Genomic DNA, 19,731 nt, shown 5'->3' on the forward strand with positions numbered 1-19,731 from the left:
GGGAGGGCTTAATGTGTTGTTTGTGTCATTACCGCCTGCGGGGGGTGCAGCGCACGCGCACCCGTTACAGCCCTGGCGTGCCGCGCTCCATCCGCCTGAAATCGCGCGGAGAAGAGCCGTGCCAGCGCTTGAATGCGTTGCTGAAATTGCCCGGTGCGCTGTAGCCTAAAAGAATGGAAATCTCCTCCAGCGGCAGTGTGGAAGTGGCCAGGTATTCCTGGGCCAGTTGGTAGCGTACCTCTGCCAGAATGTCCTGGTAGCAGCTGCCTTCGCGGCACAGTTTGCGGCGCAGGGTGCGGCTGGTCATGTTGAGTTTTTCGGCGACGTAGTCGATATCCGGGAAGTAACCTGGCCGGGCCACGATGAGTTGCCGAACCTTGTCGACATAGGTACTGCCGGCTCGCATTCTCGCCAGCAGCAGGCGACACTGCTGCTGGCACATCGCGCTGGTTTCACTGTCGCCCATGGGCAGGGTCTCATCGAGTACTGCGGCGTCGATCTGCAGTTCCGACGCGGGTGCAGAGAAGGTCACCGGGCAGGAAAAATGGCGCTCGTAGAGCTCACGCTGGTGGTCACCGCTGTGCATGAGCTGTATCTGTATCGGTTGCAGTGGCTGGCGAACGGCATTGTGACCGCCACTGACCGCTGCGGTGAGGTCGCGATCCACATAGTAGGTCAGCAGATCCGGTGGGATGGCAATGTCCGGAGAGAAGCGCAGTTTGCCGCGGCCGGACTCCACCAGAAAGCTGACATCGAAGAGAGTGAACGTGAGCGGTCCATAGTTGCGGATCACGATCATTGCCTGTCGCAGTGTAGGGGCACTCATGAACGCGTAACCCAGCAGTCCGTATGACTCCAGCTGGTATTCGCGCCCCAGCAGGAGGCCGAGCATGGGGTTATCGGTGAGCGCGAGCAGGTTGCGGTGGAAGCGGAATTCCTGCTCCAGCGTAAAGGGTATGTCTTTGCTGTTCTCCAGGTCGCGTTGGCGAAGGCCGGTGCCGGTGAGACACTCCGCTGGGTCGAAACCCATCGCGCTCATCGCTCTCAGCGCGGTGGGCAGTGCTTTGATGTGATGGCTGGTATCGCTTTTACTACCCATTTACTGCTTCTCTGTCATAGCACTTTCGAGACTAGGTTAATGACGGCGACAAGACAAGAGCTTGTGTCCTATTTTCATAAGTATTTGTCCCGGGGCCATATTTGCTTCTGGCTCCATACTTTTTAAAGTACGCAGTTATAATCATGGAAAAATGGGTGTGGCAATGCAAGACAGTACAGCGAGACAGAATCCCTCGGTAGCAGTGATCGGGGCGGGTATGACCGGCATACTCATGGCGATCAAACTGCGCGAGGCGGGGATAACAGATATCACCATTCTCGAGAAGGCCGACAAGCTCGGCGGCACCTGGCGTGAGAACACCTACCCGGGCGTCGCCTGCGATGTGCCCGCTCACATGTACACCTACAGTTTCCGCGGTAACCCGGAGTGGAGCCACCGCTTTGCTCGCGGTGCTGAAATCCAGCAATACTTCCAGCAGGTGGCTGACGAGCAGGGCGTCACCGGGCAGGTTCGTTTTAATGAAGCGGTGGAAAGCTGTCACTACGTTGACGGGAAGTGGCAGCTGGGCACCAGTAAAGGCACCCAGCTGGAAGTGGACTTTGTAGTCTCTGCCACCGGCATTCTTCATCATCCGGCCTATCCAGACATTGAGGGGCTGGACAGCTTTAAGGGCGATATGTGGCATACCGCCCGCTGGAACCACGATGTGGACCTCGCCGGCAAGCGCGTTGGTATTATCGGTACAGGCTCTACGGCCTGCCAGGCTATCGGTGAGATTGGCCACACTGCCGGTCACCTGACCGTATTCCAGCGCACGCCGCAGTGGATCATTCGCGTTGCGGATAAATCCTATAGTGAAGCCGACAAGGCCAGGCTGCGCGGCAGGCAGGACAAGTTGGCGGCAATAAGCCGGCGTTACGCTTTTGTATTGCGCAACACCTTCAGCAAAGCGGTCACCGGCAGCAAGCTGCAGCATGCCTATATGTCGTGGACGGCGAAGCGTAATCTACGCAAAAGCGTGCGCGACCCCGAGTTGCGCAAAAAGCTTACGCCGGACTATCCCGTGGGCTGTAAACGCCTCATCATCAACAACACGTTCTATGACGCCGTGCAGCGGGACAACGTGACTGTGGAGACGACCGCGATAGAGCGTATCTGCGACGCCGGGGTGGTCACCAGCGATGGCGTCACCCATGAACTGGACGTGCTGATTCTCGCCACCGGCTTTCACCCCTTCAACTTTATGCGTCCCATGGACCTGCGCGGCCGCAATGGACAGACCATCGATGAGGCCTGGTCGAAAAAGGTGCAGGCGTACCGCTCCTTATGTCTACCCGGTTTTCCCAACTTCTTCCTGATGCTGGGCCCCAACACCCCGATTGGCAACTACTCGGTGATCGCCATGAGCGAGGTGCAGGCGAGCTACATGTTGAAGTTGATCGACCTGTGGCGTCGTGGGGATTTGCCTGTGGTGGAGGCTACCGAGCAGGCCAAACAGCGTTTTAACGCCTACCTGCGCGAGGGGATGAAGAATACGGTTTGGGTTGGTGGTTGCCAGAGCTGGTACCTGGATGCTGATGGCGACCCGGCCATGTGGCCCTATTCCTGGCAGCAATGGGAGAAAGAGTTGCAGCAACCTGAGCTGGACGACTTTGTGCGCGTCGCGCCGGAGGAGGCGGAGCCGTTGCGCCCGGCGGCCTGAGCTTAATCTCCGTAGTCGGCCGTCTCCGGTATCTGCTGGTACCAGTCCACGCCGTGTTCATCCTGTGTACGGGTAATGCGGTGGCGGCCCAACAGACAGTTGAGGTGGGCCAGAGTCTCCCCGGTGGCCAGGCTGATATTGCCGCCGTTGATCTCGCGCTTGAACAGTGCGGGAAAACAGTCCACCGCCCTGCAGGGCTGTTCCAAAAAGTTGAACAGCTTCACCAGGTCCTGTTTGTGTCCCTCGATGATCTGGCTGAGACGTACATGCAGTCCGTGGAATGGTGCTTCGTGAGCAGGCAGTACCAACAGGTCATCTGGCAGGACTTCGCGGATCAGCGCTTGTGAACGCAGCCACTCCTTGAGCGGATCACCTTTGGGTTCGGTGGGATAAACGCTGACGTTGGGCGAAATGCGGGGCAGGATCTGGTCGCCTGAAATAAGGAGCTTGAGCCCCGGGCAATACAGCGCTACGTGCTCTGGCGAGTGTCCACTGCCGACGATAACCTGCCAGTAGTGTTCGCCTATGGTTATGGTCTCCCTGTTGATTAGTCGACGGAAGCTGTCGGGCAGGGCGTGAATCGCGCGGCCGAAATTGCCGAATTTCTTTTTGTACTGTTCCAGCCATTCATCTTTCCAGCCTGCAGCGCGGTAGAAACGCAGGGCCACATCGGGCGCGGGTCGCCCGGTATCTGCAGCCATTGCCCGGCACATGAGAAATTCCTCGCGGGACATCCACAACTCGCAGTTGAAGCGTTCACAGAGCCAGCCGGCGAGGCCGACGTGGTCAGGATGCATGTGCGTGCAGATGACCCTGCTGACAGGCTTGCCTTGCATGAAGTCGCCAAATAGCGATTCCCAGGTCTCGCGAGCTGTTTCTATGCCCAGGCAGGTGTCAACCACCGTCCAGCCCTCGGCGTCTTCCAGCAGCCACAAGTTGATATGGTCAAGGGACATGGGCATGGCGAAACGCACCCAGTAGACGCCCGCGGCAATCTTTAGCGGTTTACCCGGCTCAATCTCGGGCTTGCGTCCAAAAGGGAAGTCGAGTCCGCGATAGGTCTCAGGGGTGTGGTTTTGCATGCGATATCCAGTGTCGGGGCGCGAATCTTATGTTGGTGCCTGGGAGGCCCCCTGTCCAGACTTGTAATTCGCTTTCAGGGACGCTACCAGCTCGCCCACGTCAGGGCGCGCTCCAGCAGGCTTAGGGGGCTGGCGGCCAGAAGCCCGGTGCCCGGGTATCGAGCGTGGTCCGGCGCGGTGTGAGGGTCTTCCGGGGAGATTAGCCTACGCTGCGCTCGCTGCCTTCCCAGTACTGGGCCTTGACCGCTTTCTTGTCCGGCTTGCCTACCGGGGTCAGCGGAATGCCGGTGACGAAGTCCACGGACTTGGGTGCCTGCACTGAACCTTTCCTGTCTTTTACCAGTGCCTGTAGTTCAGCGGCGAGTTCGTCGGAACCTTCCACTCCCGGCCTGGGCACGACCACGGCCTTAACGGCCTCTCCCCATTGCTCATCGGGCACACCTACAACGGCGACCTGGGCGACAGACTCATGGGTGGCGAGAACGTCCTCCACTTCCCGGGGGAACACGTTGAACCCGCCGGTGACGATCATGTCCTTGGTGCGGTCGACAATATAGAGGAAGCCGTCCTCGTCCAGGCGTCCAACATCGCCGGTGTGCATCCAGTCACCGGCGAAGGCCTCGGCGGTCTGTTCCGGCATGTCCTTGTAGCCCTGCATGACCAGTGGGCCGCGCACGCAGATCTCCCCGGGTTCACCTGGCGGAACGGGATTGCAGTCGGCATCCAGCAGCGCAACGTGTACCCAGGGGGTGGGGCGGCCGCAGGATGCCAGGCGCTGCGGTTTGCTCAGGTCGTGGTCGGCCCGGCGCATATTGGCGATTACCATGGGGCACTCGGACTGGCCGAAGAACTGGTAGAAGATCTGACCCCATTTCTCCAGGCCTTCCTGCAGGCGTGCAGGGCTTATCGGTGATGCGCCATAAAAAATGGTTTCCATACTGTCCATAGAGCCGTCAGTGGCACGCGGCGAGTCCAGCAGGAAGTACAACATTACCGGGACCAGCATGGTGCAGGTGATCTTGTGGTCGCGCACCATGTCGAAGAAGTCATCAATGCCAAAGCCCTGCATCACGTAAAACGCGCCGCCGTTCTGTAATACGGGAATGAAGAAGGCGGCAGCAGCGTGAGACAGCGGCGTGGCGATGAGCATGCGCAGTTCTTCCGGAAACTCCCACTCCGCCATCTGTATCTGGGTCATGGTGGCGCTGACCCGGTGCGGGCTCATTACACCCTTGGGTTTGCCGGTGGTGCCGCCCGTGAACATGACGGAGGCGATATCCTCAGGGCCGATATCCGGCGCCTGCAGTGGCTGCGGATCAAAGCTGGCGGCCATTGCGAGGTAATCCTCGCCGACCTCGGTGGGACCAAAGGCGAGCAGGTTCTTCAGCTTGGGTACTTTCGCCTGCAGAGCCTTCGCCACTTCTGAGAATACAGAGGGGTCGAACACCAGGGTATCAATTTCCGCCGCTTCCAGTACGTAGGCGTGATCGTCAACCGAGCCCAGTGGGTGCAGCGGCGTCCCGATGCAACCGGTCAGCTGCATGGCGGCGATATTGGACAATACTTCCGGGCGGTTGGCGGAGATTACTGCCACACGGCTGCCTATGCCCAGGCCCTTGCTTTGCAGTGCCTGCACCAACTGGCTGGTTTGTTCGCGCACGTCACGATAGCTGGCAACCTTGTCTCCCAGGTACAGGCAGGGCTCGTCGTTAAAGCGGTTGAGGCCTTCCACCAGCAGCTGCGGCATAAGGGGTTGTTGATACAGAATCTCTGGGTTCATCGTTTCAGCCTGAATAGGAGTTGTGCAGTGTCTGGACTACGTTGCCCCGGCGGGGCTCGCCTCATCTGCAGCAGAAAGTGCCACAAGGCCGGCGCCCGGACAATGACGCTCGCGATCACATTGTCCTGTTGTTTGCGATCAGGGTGAACACAAATGCCCATCTTTACTGTCCGCTTCGATGGTGGTGGAAACGCCAGTGGTCGGCAATACTATCGCTTTGCCTGATGAGGTGGTGCTGATGAAAATCGATAGTTCGCTGATGTTTGAACCGGCGCGAGTTGCGGCGATGGCGGCCGACCTGGAAGCGGCCGGGTTCGACGGGGCTTATACATTTGAAGGCCAGAGCGATCCTTTTATCACCGTTGCCGCTGCGGCCATGAGCACCTCGAAAATGGAACTGATGACGTCTATCGCCGTCGCGTTTGCCCGCAATCCGATGAACCTTGCATATCTGGGCAACGACCTGCAAAACCTCTCCGAGGGGCGGTTTATTCTGGGCCTGGGTGCACAGGTGAAAGCGCATATTGAGCGTCGCTTCTCCATGCCCTGGAGCAAGCCAGCGTCTCGCATGCGTGAAATGGTGCAGGCGGTACGCGCTATCTGGGACTGCTGGCAGACCGGGGAAAAGCTGCGATTTGAAGGCGAGTTCTATCAGCACACGTTGATGTCGCCGGTGTTTGCTCCCCAGCCTAACGCCTACGGCGTGCCGAAAATATTTGTCGCCGGTGTAGGGCCGGTGATGACGGAAGTGGCGGCCGAGGTGGGGGACGGCTATTTTATGCATCCTTTCAGCACTGCCCGCTCCATGGATGAGCTGTCACTGGCTGCTATTGACCGCGGCCTTGCCGGGGCAAACAAGGATCGCGCTGATTTCCAGGTGGCTGCGCAGGTGATTACTGCCACTGGTCTGGACGAGGAGACGATGGCCGCGGCCATTGCATCCGCACGCAATCAAATCGCCTTTTACGCGTCCACTCCGGCCTATCTGCCGGTGCTGGCGTGTCATGGGTGGGAGCAGTTGCACAGCGATGCGCTGCAGATGATCCGGCAGGGTGAATGGGCACAGCTCAATGACCTCGTCGACGACGAGATTCTCAACACATTCGCCGTGGTGGGCACCCCCGCCGAGGTCGCCGAAAAGATCAGCACCCGTTTCGCCGGCAAGGTGCAGCGCGTCTCTCCGGTGGTGTACCAGCCGGATGTGTCACTGCTTGCTACGCTGCGCCGGGAGCTTGCACGGCGCATTTGAGCCTGAGGGGCAGTCCGGCCGGGTTTTCTGGGCTATCATCCGGTCCAGACCATACCAACCTGGGCCGATGATGAGATCACTATGCGGAATTTTGGGCGCGACCCTTTTGTTATGCCTGATGCAGGCATGTTCCAACGTGGAGCCCCGGCAGGAGGCCACCAGTATGTCGGCTGAGCTGGGCCCCGGTGGCAGGCCGGTAGGAGAGACCTGGTCGCGCAGCCCGGTGTATGGCAGTCGCGGTATGGCCGCCACCGCACATCCGCTGGCGTCGCAGGTGGCGCTGGATATTCTCAAGGAGGGTGGTTCTGCGGTCGATGCAGCGATCGCCGCCAATGCAGCGCTGGGGCTGATGGAGCCAACCGGCAACGGTATTGGCGGCGATATCTTCGTGATTGTCTGGGATCCCAAAACGCGGCAGCTTCACGGATACAACGGCTCCGGGCGGTCTCCACAAGGACAAACCCTGGCGCAACTGCAGTCGCGTATTGATGCGATGAAGACGCGGGGAGAGCTGCCTGGAGACTTCAGGGGCATACCCTCCCATGGCCCCTTGCCGGTATCTGTTCCGGGTACGGTAGATGGCTGGTTTGCGCTGCATGAGCGTTTTGGCAGTCTGCCGATGAACCAGGTGTTGGCGCCGGCTATCGACTACGCTCGCAGCGGTTTCCCGGTGTCACCAGTGATCGCATACTATTTTTCACGCAGTTGGGATTTTTTCAGCAGGATCTATGCCGACAGCCCCCATCTGGATAACATTCGCGACACCTGGTTCAAGGGCGGGCAGTCGCCGCAGCCAGGCGACATATTGACCAATACAGACCTGGCCGACACGCTGGAGACGATAGCGCTGGAGGGCCGCGACGCCTTCTATAGCGGCAGTCTGGCGCGGCAGATGGCTGCCTATTTCGATGACATGGACGGCGGCCTCGCCTACGAGGACCTGGCCGTACACCAGGGTGAATGGGTTGCACCCGGCAGCGTCCACTACCGTGGTTATGATCTTTATGAACTGCCGCCCAACGGTCAGGGCTTCGCGGCATTGCAGATGTTGTCCATCCTCAAGAATGTAGACCTGTCCCAGTGGTCCCGGGGTTCGGCTGAGGTTTTTCACTACATGGTGGAGGCCAAGCGGCTGGCGTTTGAGGACGTTGCGCGTTATTACGCTGATCCGGCGTTTGCGCCCGCGCCGCTCGCCGGGCTGCTGTCGGATGACTACGGTAAGCAGCGCTTCGCCCTGATCGACCCGCGCAGAGCCTCTGCAGAGTTCGGCCCCGGTGAGCCCAAACTGGAAAGTGAAGGGGACACGACCTATCTTACTGTCGCAGATAAGGACGGCATGATGGTTTCCCTGATTCAGTCCAACTACCGCGGCATGGGGTCGGGCATGGTGCCCGATGGCCTGGGCTTTATGTTCCAGGACCGGGGTGAGCTGTTTTCCCTGGAACAGGGGCACGCCAATGTCTATGCACCGGGCAAGCGCCCGTTCCAGACCATTATTCCGGCCTTCCTGATGAAAGATGGTGAGCCGGTGATGAGCTTCGGTCTCATGGGTGGCTCCATGCAGCCGCAGGGTCATGTGCAGATACTGGTGAACATGCTGGACTTTGGTATGAATGTGCAGGAGGCCGGTGATGCCGCACGCTTCCTGCACGATGGTGGCAGGGAGCCGACCAGCGTGGACGGTGACCCCCTGGGGACGCTGTACCTGGAGCCCGGTGTGCCGGCGCAAACGGTCGAACGCTTGCGGGCGATGGGTCATAAAGTTGAAATCGATGCCAGCGGCGTGCGCTTCGGCGGCTATCAGGCGATCAAGGTAGATCGCGAGAAAGGAAGCTACGCCGGGGCCACTGAGATGCGTAAAGATGGCACCGTAGTGGCCTGGTAGGCAGCCTGCCTGGGCAGGTCTTGATACCCGGTAGCCGAGCGGATTTCGCCGCTGGCGATGTCCTGGCACAAACGGGTGCCTGTCTCAGTAGCGGGGAGCTCTGCACCCTGTGCGTCGTGCATCAGGGATATTCAAAACCAATGGTTTCTTCGGTGTACTCCCACAGGCGTTGCGCAGCGTCATCGTCGCGGGCCCAGGGCCTGGGCAGCTTCTGTTTACAGTTGGCAAAATAAGCGCCGCTGACGTCGGCAACCTCATCGCTGGTACACAGGTAGATAGAGGTCTGCGCGCCTTTGTCCGCGGTGCGGAAAAAAGGCCTGAGGAGGGCGGGAAGCAGTCTGGCTACAAGGCCCTTGTTTTGTGCGCCCAGGGAGGTCGCGACGGCACCGGGGTGCAGGCAGTTCACCGTGATGGATTCGCCTTCCAGGCGCGTGGCGAGACTGCGGGTGAACAGTATGTTGGCGAGCTTGGAACGGCCGTACTCGCGGAAGGTTTTGAACCCCTGCTCCGCCTGCATGTCGTCAAAGCCCATGTTTCTGACAAATTCGTGCGCCGCCGAAGCGACGTTGACGATGCGTGCGCCGGGCACTTCCAGCATGTTGGGCAGCAGCAGGCCGGTGAGCAGGAAGGGCGCGAAATGGTTGACCGCCAGGGTCTCTTCGAACCCGTCCACGGTAAGCTTACGTGCCGTGTTTACCACCCCCGCATTGTTGAGCAGGATATCCACCGGGCGACCCGGCGCGAGCACGGCCTGGGCCGCGCTGCGCACGCTTGCCAGGCTGGCCATGTCCATTTCTATCAGCTTGGGTTCGCGGCCTCCGGCCGCGATGATGTCCGCGGCGACGGCAGCGCCCTTTTCCAGGTTGCGGCATAGCAGTGTGAGGTCTGCGCCCTGTTGCGCCAGCGTATGCGCCGAACTCTGGCCGATGCCGGCGGTGGCGCCGGTGATAACAATGTGCTTTCCGGTGATGTCCATGTTCAGGTCCTGCTCGTCGAGTCTGGTTGATAGGAAGGGGCGGTAAGGTCTCGGGTCGTGCGCCAGGTTTGCGGGTCGCAGGCGCAGAGCAGTCCAGGAGTGGATGCGGTTGGACGATATACACTACCGTCGAGTCGCGCGGCAGTGCCGCCTGCTTCTGTGACAATGAGCACACCGGGGGCATGATCCCAGATCAGGGTGCGATAGTAGAATGCAAACTGGTAATGCCCGGTGGCGAGGGCGCGGTAGTCGTAGCCTGCACAGCCGCTGGCGCGTGTGGTGCCGAGCTGCTGCGCACCGGCCAGCGCAGCGGGGGTGAGTTCAGCGGGCAGGTAGCGGGTGGAGAGCGCGCCAGATACGCCATTGGTGCCGCCGGCAAACGGCGTCAGCTGGAGTGGCCGGTCGTCAAGTACAGCCCCCGCGCCCTTTTCAGCTGTCAGCATTGACTCTGATCGAGGGTCATAGATCCACGCGGCGATGGTTTCGCCGCGCTCTACCAGGCAAACCATCACGGCAAAGGGGCCGCTGCCGGAAGCGAAATTGTTAGTGCCATCCAGAGGGTCTATCACCCATACCGGTCGCACGGACTCCAGCGCTGCCATTAACCCGGGATCGGCGTGTACGGCCTCTTCGCCGACTACCAGGGAGCCCGGCAGCAGCGCCGCCAGCTCGTGGCTCAATCGCTGTTCACAGTGCCGGTCAGCATCGGTTACCACGTCGTTGCGACGTTTCTCCTCGACCTGGTGGTCTTCCAGTTTGCGCCACAGCGGCATGATGTCCTCTGCCGCCGCCTCGCGTATCAGTGCGCTGACCTGTGCGTGGTCAATGTTTATCGGCATGGCTTGCCCCTGCTGCGTCCGGCGTCAATGCGAATCCCGGGTAAAGGTCGTCCGGTCGCGCTGATTGACTTGAACGCTGCTACTCAAGCAGTGCGCGGCCCGGGATGGAGCTTAGCAGCTGGCGCGTGTAGTCCTGCTGCGGCCGTTCGAACAGGTCGTCTCCGCTACCCTGCTCTACAATTTTACCCTTGTACAGCACCAGGATACGGTCGGCCAGGTGGCGCACCACTGCCAGATCGTGCGACACGAACAGCATGGTTAAGCCGTATTCTTTCCCCAGGTGCTGCATCAAGTCGAGAATTTGTGCCTGTATGGTCACGTCCAGTGCCGACACTGGCTCGTCTGCCACGATAAACTCAGGGCGCGTTGCCAGGGCCCTGCCGATGGCAATGCGCTGACGCTGACCACCGGAAAACTCGTGGGGGTATTTGCGCACGAAGTTGCGGGCCAGGCCGACGTCGTCCATCAGCTTGAGTACGCCGCTGGCAACTGACTTGCGGGTCTCTATGCCGTGCAGCAGCAGCGGCTCGGCCAGGGTGTCGAAAACAGTCATGCGCGGATTCAGCGAAGCGAAGGGGTCCTGGAATATCATCTGCATACGGCGACGGAAGTTCTTCAGGTCACCGCCCTGCAGGGTGGTGACGTCGGTACCGTCGAAGTTCACGCTGCCTGAGGTAACGGGCACCAGGCGCAGTATGGAGCGGCCGATGGTGGATTTGCCGGAGCCCGACTCTCCCACCAGGCCAAGTACCTCTCCGCGTTTGATGTCGAAGCTGACATCGTTGACCGCCTTTACCGGCTCCTTGTTTTTGCCCTGGTCAAACCAGGTGCACAGATTGCGTACCTCGATCAGGGTTTCCGGTTCGCCTTCCATGGGCGTTTTACTGTCAGCGGGAATGGCGGCCAGCAATTTGCGGGTATAGGGGTGCTCTGCGTGATGGAAAATATGGTCGGAATCGCCCCCTTCGACGATCTTGCCCTGCTGCATCACCACGATCTGGTCAGCTATATCCGCTACCACCGCCAGGTCGTGGGATATAAAGATCACGCCGATGTCGCGCTTGGTCTGCAGCTCGGCGATCAGCTTGAGTATCTGCGCTTGTATGGTCACGTCCAGGGCGGTCGTTGGTTCATCGGCAATCAACAGCTTGGGTTCGTTGATCAGCGCCATGGCGATCATCACCCGCTGGCGCATGCCCCCGGAGAACTGGTGCGGATAGTTGTCGAAGGTGGTCTCCGGATCGCGGATGCCGACTTCTTCCAGCAGTTCCAGCGCGCGCTTTTTAGCCTGCTCTTTGCTTACTTTCTTGTGATAGAAAAGTGGTTCCACCAGTTGCTTGCCGATGGTCATGAACGGGTTGAGGCAGGTCATGGGGTCCTGGAAAATCATGGCGATGTCGCGGCCGCGAATTTCCCGCAGTTGGCTCTCGCTCATTTGCAGCAGGTCCTGTCCTTCAAACAGGGCAGTGCCGCCGTCGATACGTCCCGGGGGCATGGGCACCAGTCCCAGCATGGAGTAGCAGGCGACTGATTTACCCGAACCGGATTCGCCAATAATGGCGGTAATCTTGCCTGTGTCCACGGCAAAGGAAATACCGTCCACGGCTTTGTTGGTGCCCATGCGGGTGACAAAACTGACCGCCAGGTCTTTGACTTCGAGCAGGCTCATCAGTCTTTACTCCTTCTTACATCCAGTGCATCGCGCAGTCCGTCACCGAGGAAGTTCAGTGAAAACAGGGTCACGGTCAGGGCCAGGCCCGGGAAGATCAGTAACCAGGGGAATTCCTCCATGGTCTCCGCACCGTAAGAAATCAGCAGTCCCCAGGAAGTCTGCGGCGGCTGTATACCCAGGCCAAGGAAGCTGAGGAAGGCCTCCAGCAGCATCACCGACGGAATGGTCAGCGTGGTATAGACGATGATGGGGCCCAGTGCGTTGGGGATCAGGTGCCTGCGGATAATCGTGCTGGGTGGCAGGCCCAGGGAGATAGCGGCCTCGACAAACTCCTGCTGGCGCAGCTGCTGAACCTGGCTGCGCATGATACGCGCCATGGTCAGCCATTCCACCGCGCCGATGGCGAGGAACAGCAGCAGGATATTGCGCCCGAAGACTACCATCAGCAGGACGATAAAGATCATGAAGGGCAGGGCGTACATTATGTCCACCAGGCGCATCATCACCGCGTCGACTTTGCCTCCCACGTAGCCGGCAATAGCCCCCCAGGTCACGCCGATAAGCAACGCGACGGAGGTGGCGACGAAGCCCACCGCCAGGGAGACCCTGCCACCGAACATGATTTGTGTGAGCAGGTCGCGGCCGAAAATGTCGGTGCCCAGCCAATGCTGGGCCGAGGGCGGGCTGGCGCCCAGGTCCAGGTTCTGGGCATCGTAGGCGTAGGGCGCGATCCACGGTGTCAGCAGAGCGATAATGGTGAACGCCACCAACAGCATGCCGCCGGCCAGGGCCAGTCGGTTCTTGCGCAGGCGCAGCCAGGCGTCATGCCACAGTGAGGAACCCTGCTCCGCTTCGGTGATGTCTTCGATAATGTCAGTAGTCATGGTGGCCCCTAGTTCTCGCCGAACTGTGCGCGCAATCGGGGGTTCATCCAGGCGGCGAGGATGTCCGACAGCAGGTTAAACAGTACGATCAGGGTCGACAGGAAGACGGTGGTGCCCAAAATCATGGTGTAGTCGCGGTTGAAAGCGGCCTGCACGTAGAAGCGCCCCAGGCCCGGTATCTGGAAAATGGTTTCCACCACGAAGGAACCGGCGAGCAGGCCGGCAAAGGCCGGGCCGAGAAACGCCACAACGGGAATCAGTCCGCCGCGCAGGCCGTGCTTTACCACCACCTCCCATTCCGGCAGGCCTTTGGCCCGGGCGGTGCGGATGTAGTCCTGGGACATCACTTCCAGCATGCCGGCACGGGACAGGCGCGCAATATAGGCGGCATAGCCGGAGCCCAGGGTGATGGCTGGTAGTATCTTGTCGCCGGGAATATCCCCCCAACCCGATACCGGCAGCCAGTCCAGGTAAATGCCGAATACCAGCACCAGCAGCGGCCCCAGCAGGAAGGAGGGCATACAGATACCGATCATTGCCGCGGTCATCGGTATATAGTCTTGGGCGGTATTGGGTTTCAGCGCCGCGATCACCCCGGCAAAGCCGCCGATAATGACCGCCACCAGCAAGGCATAGAATCCCAGTTCCGCGGTGACCGGCAGGCCGGCGCCGATGAGTTCGTTAACACTGCGCCCGGGATACTTGAATGACGGGCCGAACTCTCCCTGGGCCAGATCACCCAGGTAGGCGGTGTACTGCTGGAACAGCGGCAGGTCCAGGCGGTACTGCGCCTCCAGAGCCGCCTTTACCTCGGGCAGTACGGCTTTCTCTGCGGAGAAAGGGCCACCCGGTGCTACGCGCACCAGGAAAAAGGTGACCGTGATCACAGCGAGGATCACGGGAATCGCCTGCAACAGGCGGATGCCGACAAAGCGCCACATTATTGGGGTGTCTCCTGGTTGTCGTTGTTATTGTTTTGGCTCACTGGGTGTTGTCCTTTTCCCAATCGGGGTCCAGCCACACATACTTGAGGTTGAGGGAGTCCATCAGGTTAGACGGCATGTCCCGCACACTGGGGTGCATCAGCTTCTTACTGGTATAGGTGAAGATCGGCAGTATGGGCATCTGCTCCATGAGCATGGTCTCCGCCTCATAGAAGATGCGGTAGCGCTCCTCCTGGGTCTTGGCCTGCGGCGCCAGCTTGAGAATCATCTCGTCGTAGCGCGGGTCGCCAAAGCCGGTGCTATTGTTGCCGCCGTCGGTAATGTACAGGTCCAGGAAGTTGTTGGGGTCCACGTAGTCACCGATCCAGCCACGGCGGGCAATGTCAAAATCCATGGTGTCCACAGAATCCAGGTAAACCTTCCACTCCTGGTTGGATATGGTGATCTTTACGTTGAGTACGTCCTTCCACATCTGCTGCAGCGCCACCGCGAGCTTGCGGTGGCTCTCGTTGGTATTGTAGATCAGCTCAACGTCTGGCCAGCCCTCGCCATCGGGGTAGCCGGCATCGGCGAGTAGTTGCCGCGCCAGCGCCGGGTCATAGTCGAACAGTTTTGGTGGGTTGTAGCCCATGGTGCCGGGTGGGGTGATGCTGTAGGCGGGAAAGTTGGATTTCTGCAGTACCGTGTCGTTGAGCTTGACGCGGTCAATTGCCATTGACAGTGCCTGGCGTACGCGCACGTCATCAAGCGGCGGGCGTTTGGTATTGATCAGGTAAAAGTAAGTGCCCAGGTAAGGGGCCTGCACATAGGGCGTGTTTTCCATGGCCTGGTACGCGGGAACCTTGTCCAGGGGCACTGTGCCGGTGGTGTGCAACTGCCCAACCCTGAACATGCGTTCCTCGGAAACGATATTTTCCGTAGGGTAAAACACCACACCGTTGAGGCGTACCTTGTCCTTGTCCCAGTAGGTGTCGCTCTTCTCGACCACGATACGACGATTCAGCTTCCACTCTTTGATATTGAAAGGACCGTTGTTGACCATATTTCCCACACGGGTCCACTTGGTGTAGCGATCGGTCATGGCACCGTGCTTGAGGATGGTTTCAGGGTGGACGGCGAAGGTTGAGTAGTGGTCCATCAACTGCAGGAAGTAGGGCGTTGCGGCATTGAGCGTGACCTGCAGGGTCTGGTCATCCAGCGCCTTCACCCCGACATCGGAAAAGTCCTCCGTTTCACGCCGGGAAAAGGCCTCTGCGTTGACTACCGGGTAGAGCATGTAGGCATACTGGTTACCCATGGAAGGATGCAGAGCCCGGTTCCAGGACCAGACGTAGTCACCTGCGGTAACCGGGTCGCCATTGGACCATCGGGCTTCCGGGTTGATGTGAAAGGTATAGATTTTACCGTCCGCTGAAATGTCCCACGACTCGGCGACGCCCGGTTCCGGTTCCAGCGTCCATGGGTTCTTCACCGTCAGGCCCTCGAACATGGCACGCACCAGTTTGTTTTCAGGTACGCCGGTGACCACGTGGGGATCAAGCCCCTGGGGCTCTGAGCCGTTGCCGAAGTGAAGCACCCCCGTGCGATTGCCGATTTCGACATTCGATTCGCCGCCGGTGCAGGCAGAGAGGGCTGTAGTAGTAAGCAGGACGGCCAGCAGCCGCGAGAGAAATTTTATCATTCTTTAGCCGGTGTCGTGTTGCGTTTGCCAAGTATAGAGGTAAAACAGTGCTTTAGGTGAGACGAACATACGCCGCCTGACCACAACGCCGATTCTCAGCGAGTTCGATTCGTGGCCTGGCTCAGGTAGCATCGCTATACTGTGGCACAACCTTTGTTTGACTGGACCCGGCTATGACGATTTTGGGACGTACCTTACTTTGCGTTTTGCTGCTCTGCCTGCCGCCGGCCGCGATGTCTTCCCCAGAGGGAGAAAGAGACGTTGAGCGAGAGCACATAGAACTGCAGGACGCCCGTCTGAAAGCGCTGCAGCGGCTTTTCCGTCAGCAGCCGGCGGCGCAACAGGTACTGGAAAACGGCCTGGGCTACGCAGTGTTCTCCAGCGTCGGCCTTGATCTGGGCCTGGTGTCCAACCGGCGCGGAGGAGGTATTTTGCGCATCAATCGCTCCGGCCGCGACGTGTTCTACAAGATGCTTTCCACAAATGGCAGCCAGGAAACCGGTCTGGAAGACTTTGCTGTTATTGTTGTTTTTCAGTCCCCCGATGCTATTGCCCGGGTGGAAGAGGATGGCTGGGCGTTTCCTGGCGAGGCTGAGGCTAACCCGCAGCCTGTGGACCAGGGCGACGGCTCGTTAACAGAGAGTAATGCTGCGCCAGGTACCGCCATCTACCCACTGACTGCCACTGGCACCAGACTGCAGCAGGTGCTGCAGGGCAGCCGCTTTCTTCAAGACGAAGGCCTGAACTGATCCAGCGCTTGTCGTTAAGGCTTGCCAGCTCTGGTGGCGTTAGCCCAGCCTGGCAGGCGCTGCGGGGTAATAACCTGAACGGTTTCGGAGATTGCTGGAGAAGGGGGTGACGCCCCGGGAGGTCGGGGCGTCGAGACATTCAGAAAGTAAAGCGGAAGCCCAGGCCGACTGAGTCGATAGCCTCGTCGGCATCAAAGCGTACATACTCAGCGTAGAGGTCCAGGCTGCCGAAAACATTCAGTGCAACGCCTGCGCCGTAGTAAAGGTCAGTGCCATCTTCATTGAAGTTGCGTGAATCCACATCCCACATTGCAACTCCCGCGCGACCGTAGACGTCCAGAATCCACAGCGGGACGGATACAATGCCGCCAGCGGTCCACATAGTGGTGTCGTACTTTAGTTTTCGGCCGGTATCGAGGCTGTCTGACTTGAACTCACCGATATCCCAGTATGCTGCGTCTACAGCCAGCCATTTGTTAAAACGGTACCCGCCGCCCAGGTTGTAACCTGCTGCCTTGTCATCGAAGAAGGCTTCGATGTCATCATCGAAGTCAATGTCATCGAAGGATGCGTCCAGTTCGGCATAGTTGCCACCACCGGCGATAAAGAAGCCTGTGCTGTCTGCTTGAGCGAGGTTGGTGCCAAGCGCAAAAACGCTGCTCAGCAGCAGGGCCAGGGATAATTGTTTTGACATGATGTGATTCCTTTCATTGCGGATGTATCAATATTTTCAGGGCACTATTCTAGCGCCAGAGTCGTGAGGAGTTGATGTGGGAAGAATGGCATTAATTACCTTGCCAGGGTCCGCCATCTTCCCGGGGGCAACAGGGAGCGCGGCTGGAGCCTGTGACCAGACGTGGCCCCTCGCGCCCGCATGACTTTGATTAACGGCGCCAGCGCCAGAGCAGGCTACACGGGCAGTTCCGTGGTCTGCTTCAATTCCTCCATCACAAAGCTGGCACTGACATCAAACAAGTCGGCCTGGATCAGTTCCTGGTAGAGGGCGTCGTAACCGGCCATGTCTGCAACCACGGCCTTGATCAGGTAGTCCACGTCGCCGCCCATGCGGTAGACCTCGAGCACGCCGGCTATGTTTTCCGTCACGGCCTTGAACCGCGTGGCCCAGGCCTGGTTGTGTGCATTGGTCTTCACCGCAATGAAGACGGTGAGGGGAAGGCCGAGGGCGGACGCGTCAAGCAGGGTGACGCGTTGACGAATAACGCCCTGTTCTTCGAGTTTCTGGACGCGCCGCCAGCAGGCGGACTTGGACATAGCGGTCAGCTCGGCCAACTCTGCGATACTCAGGCTGGCATCGCGCTGCATATGTCGTAAGAGCGCGCGATCGGTGTTGTTCATATTTCTACGAATCCGTTTCTGTGTTAGCTAAAGGAATAATGTTTCATAAATAATAGATTATTAGGATGGATGATTCGAATTATGGTCATATGTCGCCATAATCAGGCACAATGTGCTCGCTGCCCTGGCCTATCATGACGTCCTGTTGAAAGAGGATCAGGTCATGTCCGCACTCATTGAGCGCATTCGCAACGACGTCATTGGTGCCCGCCAGCCGCTGGCGACGCCTTTTGGTGAAAAACCGCTGGTCTACGCCGACTACACCGCCTCCGGGCGCGCCCTGGGTTTCATCGAAGACTACATCCGTAACCACGTGCTTCCCTGGTACGCCAACACGCACTCGGAAGCGTCATTTACCGGTGCCCAGACCACGGCGCTGCGCGAGCAGGCACGGCAGCAGATTCGTCTGGCGGTCAATGGAAGCGTGGAAGACCAGGTGATTTTTTGCGGGCCCGGCGCCACGGCCGCCATCAACAAAATCATCGATATCCTCAACCTGCGCCTGCCGCGGGATCTTGCCGACCGTTGTCAGCTGGAGCAGCACATTCCTGACAGTGAGCGCCCGGTGGTCTTTATAGGGCCCTATGAGCATCACTCCAATGAACTGCCCTGGCGAGAATCCATCGCTGAGGTCATTTCCATTCCGCTAACCCGGGAAGGGCAGTTAGACCTGGAGGTGCTGGCGGCGCAGTTGCGCGCCACCGCTGGCCGTGGGCTGCGTATTGGCAGCTTTTCGGCAGGGTCCAACGTAACCGGAATCAAGACTGATGTTGCCGCCGTCACCGCATTGCTCAAGGCGAACGGGGTACTGGCGTTCTGGGATTACGCCGCGGCCGCGCCCTATGTGGGTATCGACATGCAGGGCGAGTATCCCCTGGATGCGGTGTTTATTTCGCCGCACAAGTTTGTCGGCGGTCCCGGTACGCCGGGCATACTGGTGGTGAACAGGAACCTGCTGAACAACTCTGTGCCGGCTGTTGTCGGCGGTGGCACCGTGGCATACGTCACACCCCTTGATCACCTCTACACTGAGGACCGTGAGCGTCGCGAGGAAGGCGGAACGCCAGCCATTGTTGAGTCGATTCGTGCCGGTCTGGTGTTCAAACTCCAGCAGGAAGTGGGTATTGCCGAGATAGAGGCCCGCGAACATGATTTTGTGCAACGGGCTACAGCGCGTTTTTCCCGGTGTCCCCATGTGGAAATTCTGGGCAACCCGGAGGCGCCGCGACTGTCGATTACCTCCCTGCGAATTCGCCACGGTGATAAAGACCTGCACTATGGGTTTGTGGTGGCCCTGCTCAATGACCTGTTCGGTTTGCAGGTGCGTGGCGGCTGTTCCTGTGCCGGTCCATATGGCCACAGCCTGCTGGGCATGGATATGGCATTCAGTCGCGCCATCGAACAGGAAATAGGTCGCGGTGTCACCATGATGCGCCCCGGCTGGGTGCGACTCAACTTCAATTACTTTCTCGACGAACAGGAATTCGAGTACTTGCTGCGCGCTGTAGAGCTGGTCGCGGAGCACGGCTGGCGACTGCTGCCGTATTATCAATTTGACTTCGCGTGTGGTGCCTGGCGTTACCAGGGCCGGCCCACACAGCTGCTGACCCGTCTCGATGACTGGCAGTTTGACGCGCTGGCGGCAGCTGACGATGCGGCTGCGCCCCGCCGCCTGGAGCTCGAGGGGTATTGTGAACAGGCTGAAATGGAGTTGACCCGTACGCATCGCGAGGGGGAGCGCCATGCGCTCGAATTGAGCGAACAGTGTGAGCGCCTGCGTTGGTTTCTGTTACCCCAGGAAGCCGCCGCCGAGCTTGACCGGCTCGAAAACACGGGTTCCTAGCGCCACCCTGGCCGGCGCGCCTAAGCGCA

16 protein-coding genes are annotated in these 19,731 nt (G+C 59.5%); 5 read left to right on the forward strand and 11 right to left on the reverse strand.

Annotated features, from left to right (window positions below; genetic code table 11):
* Positions 1–64: 64 nt before the first annotated feature.
* The gene (locus tag C0039_RS09290; protein WP_076000015.1) at positions 65–1,099 is read right to left on the reverse strand and encodes an AraC family transcriptional regulator; all 1,035 of its coding nucleotides are present in this window, start codon (positions 1,097–1,099) and stop codon (positions 65–67) included.
* A gap of 163 nt (positions 1,100–1,262) precedes the next feature.
* Here C0039_RS09290 and C0039_RS09295 point away from each other — a divergent pair, with 163 nt between their 5' ends.
* Positions 1,263–2,762, forward strand: a complete 1,500-nt coding sequence (locus C0039_RS09295; RefSeq protein WP_076002230.1) for a flavin-containing monooxygenase — start codon at positions 1,263–1,265, stop codon at positions 2,760–2,762.
* Positions 2,763–2,764: 2 nt separating this feature from the next.
* Here the strand turns inward: C0039_RS09295 and C0039_RS09300 are convergent, their stop codons facing one another.
* Both C0039_RS09300 and C0039_RS09305 read right to left on the reverse strand, forming a co-directional pair.
* On the reverse strand, positions 2,765–3,844 hold the full coding sequence (locus C0039_RS09300) for an MBL fold metallo-hydrolase (RefSeq protein WP_076000016.1): 1,080 nt from the start codon (positions 3,842–3,844) through the stop codon (positions 2,765–2,767).
* Between the two features lie 199 nt (positions 3,845–4,043).
* Entirely contained in the window at positions 4,044–5,624 is a 1,581-nt protein-coding gene (locus C0039_RS09305) for an AMP-binding protein (RefSeq protein ID WP_076000017.1), read from the reverse strand.
* 196 nt (positions 5,625–5,820) lie between these two features.
* Between C0039_RS09305 and C0039_RS09310 the strand changes: the two genes are divergently transcribed.
* Both C0039_RS09310 and ggt read left to right on the forward strand, forming a co-directional pair.
* Positions 5,821–6,873: a TIGR03617 family F420-dependent LLM class oxidoreductase gene (locus tag C0039_RS09310; RefSeq protein ID WP_243391585.1), complete on the forward strand. Its 1,053-nt coding sequence runs from the start codon at positions 5,821–5,823 to the stop codon at positions 6,871–6,873.
* A 163-nt stretch (positions 6,874–7,036) separates the two neighbouring features.
* The gene (ggt, locus tag C0039_RS09315) at positions 7,037–8,758 is read left to right on the forward strand and encodes a gamma-glutamyltransferase (protein WP_101517936.1); all 1,722 of its coding nucleotides are present in this window, start codon (positions 7,037–7,039) and stop codon (positions 8,756–8,758) included.
* Positions 8,759–8,879: 121 nt separating this feature from the next.
* Here the strand turns inward: ggt and C0039_RS09320 are convergent, their stop codons facing one another.
* From C0039_RS09320 to C0039_RS09345, 6 genes are all read right to left on the reverse strand, one after another.
* Positions 8,880–9,734: an SDR family oxidoreductase gene (locus C0039_RS09320; protein WP_084179524.1), complete on the reverse strand. Its 855-nt coding sequence runs from the start codon at positions 9,732–9,734 to the stop codon at positions 8,880–8,882.
* A gap of 2 nt (positions 9,735–9,736) precedes the next feature.
* Positions 9,737–10,573 carry an inositol monophosphatase family protein gene (locus C0039_RS09325; RefSeq protein ID WP_076000019.1) on the reverse strand — a complete coding sequence of 279 codons (837 nt, stop codon included), beginning with the start codon at positions 10,571–10,573 and terminating at the stop codon, positions 9,737–9,739.
* Positions 10,574–10,652: 79 nt separating this feature from the next.
* Positions 10,653–12,242, reverse strand: a complete 1,590-nt coding sequence (locus C0039_RS09330) for an ABC transporter ATP-binding protein (RefSeq protein WP_076000020.1) — start codon at positions 12,240–12,242, stop codon at positions 10,653–10,655.
* Complete coding sequence (locus C0039_RS09335; protein WP_076000021.1) at positions 12,242–13,129, reverse strand: ABC transporter permease; 888 nt, start codon at positions 13,127–13,129, stop codon at positions 12,242–12,244. Before C0039_RS09335 ends, C0039_RS09330 begins: the two co-directional genes overlap by 1 nt.
* An 8-nt stretch (positions 13,130–13,137) precedes the next feature.
* Positions 13,138–14,070: an ABC transporter permease gene (locus tag C0039_RS09340; RefSeq protein WP_076000022.1), complete on the reverse strand. Its 933-nt coding sequence runs from the start codon at positions 14,068–14,070 to the stop codon at positions 13,138–13,140.
* A gap of 40 nt (positions 14,071–14,110) precedes the next feature.
* Entirely contained in the window at positions 14,111–15,754 is a 1,644-nt protein-coding gene (locus C0039_RS09345; protein WP_076000023.1) for a peptide ABC transporter substrate-binding protein, read from the reverse strand.
* Positions 15,755–15,927: 173 nt separating this feature from the next.
* Here C0039_RS09345 and C0039_RS09350 point away from each other — a divergent pair, with 173 nt between their 5' ends.
* Positions 15,928–16,503: a lipid-binding SYLF domain-containing protein gene (locus tag C0039_RS09350; RefSeq protein ID WP_101517912.1), complete on the forward strand. Its 576-nt coding sequence runs from the start codon at positions 15,928–15,930 to the stop codon at positions 16,501–16,503.
* Between the two features lie 139 nt (positions 16,504–16,642).
* Here C0039_RS09350 and C0039_RS09355 read toward each other — a convergent pair whose 3' ends face one another.
* Both C0039_RS09355 and C0039_RS09360 read right to left on the reverse strand, forming a co-directional pair.
* The gene (locus C0039_RS09355) at positions 16,643–17,197 is read right to left on the reverse strand and encodes an outer membrane beta-barrel protein (RefSeq protein ID WP_101517913.1); all 555 of its coding nucleotides are present in this window, start codon (positions 17,195–17,197) and stop codon (positions 16,643–16,645) included.
* Positions 17,198–17,412: 215 nt separating this feature from the next.
* Positions 17,413–17,859, reverse strand: a complete 447-nt coding sequence (locus C0039_RS09360; RefSeq protein WP_076000026.1) for an Lrp/AsnC family transcriptional regulator — start codon at positions 17,857–17,859, stop codon at positions 17,413–17,415.
* A gap of 163 nt (positions 17,860–18,022) precedes the next feature.
* Here C0039_RS09360 and C0039_RS09365 point away from each other — a divergent pair, with 163 nt between their 5' ends.
* Positions 18,023–19,702: an aminotransferase class V-fold PLP-dependent enzyme gene (locus C0039_RS09365; RefSeq protein ID WP_101517937.1), complete on the forward strand. Its 1,680-nt coding sequence runs from the start codon at positions 18,023–18,025 to the stop codon at positions 19,700–19,702.
* Positions 19,703–19,731: the final 29 nt, after the last annotated feature.

Origin of the sequence: Pseudohalioglobus lutimaris, assembly GCF_002866825.1 — a bacterium.
In the GTDB taxonomy this organism is placed as follows: domain Bacteria; phylum Pseudomonadota; class Gammaproteobacteria; order Pseudomonadales; family Halieaceae; genus Halioglobus; species Halioglobus lutimaris.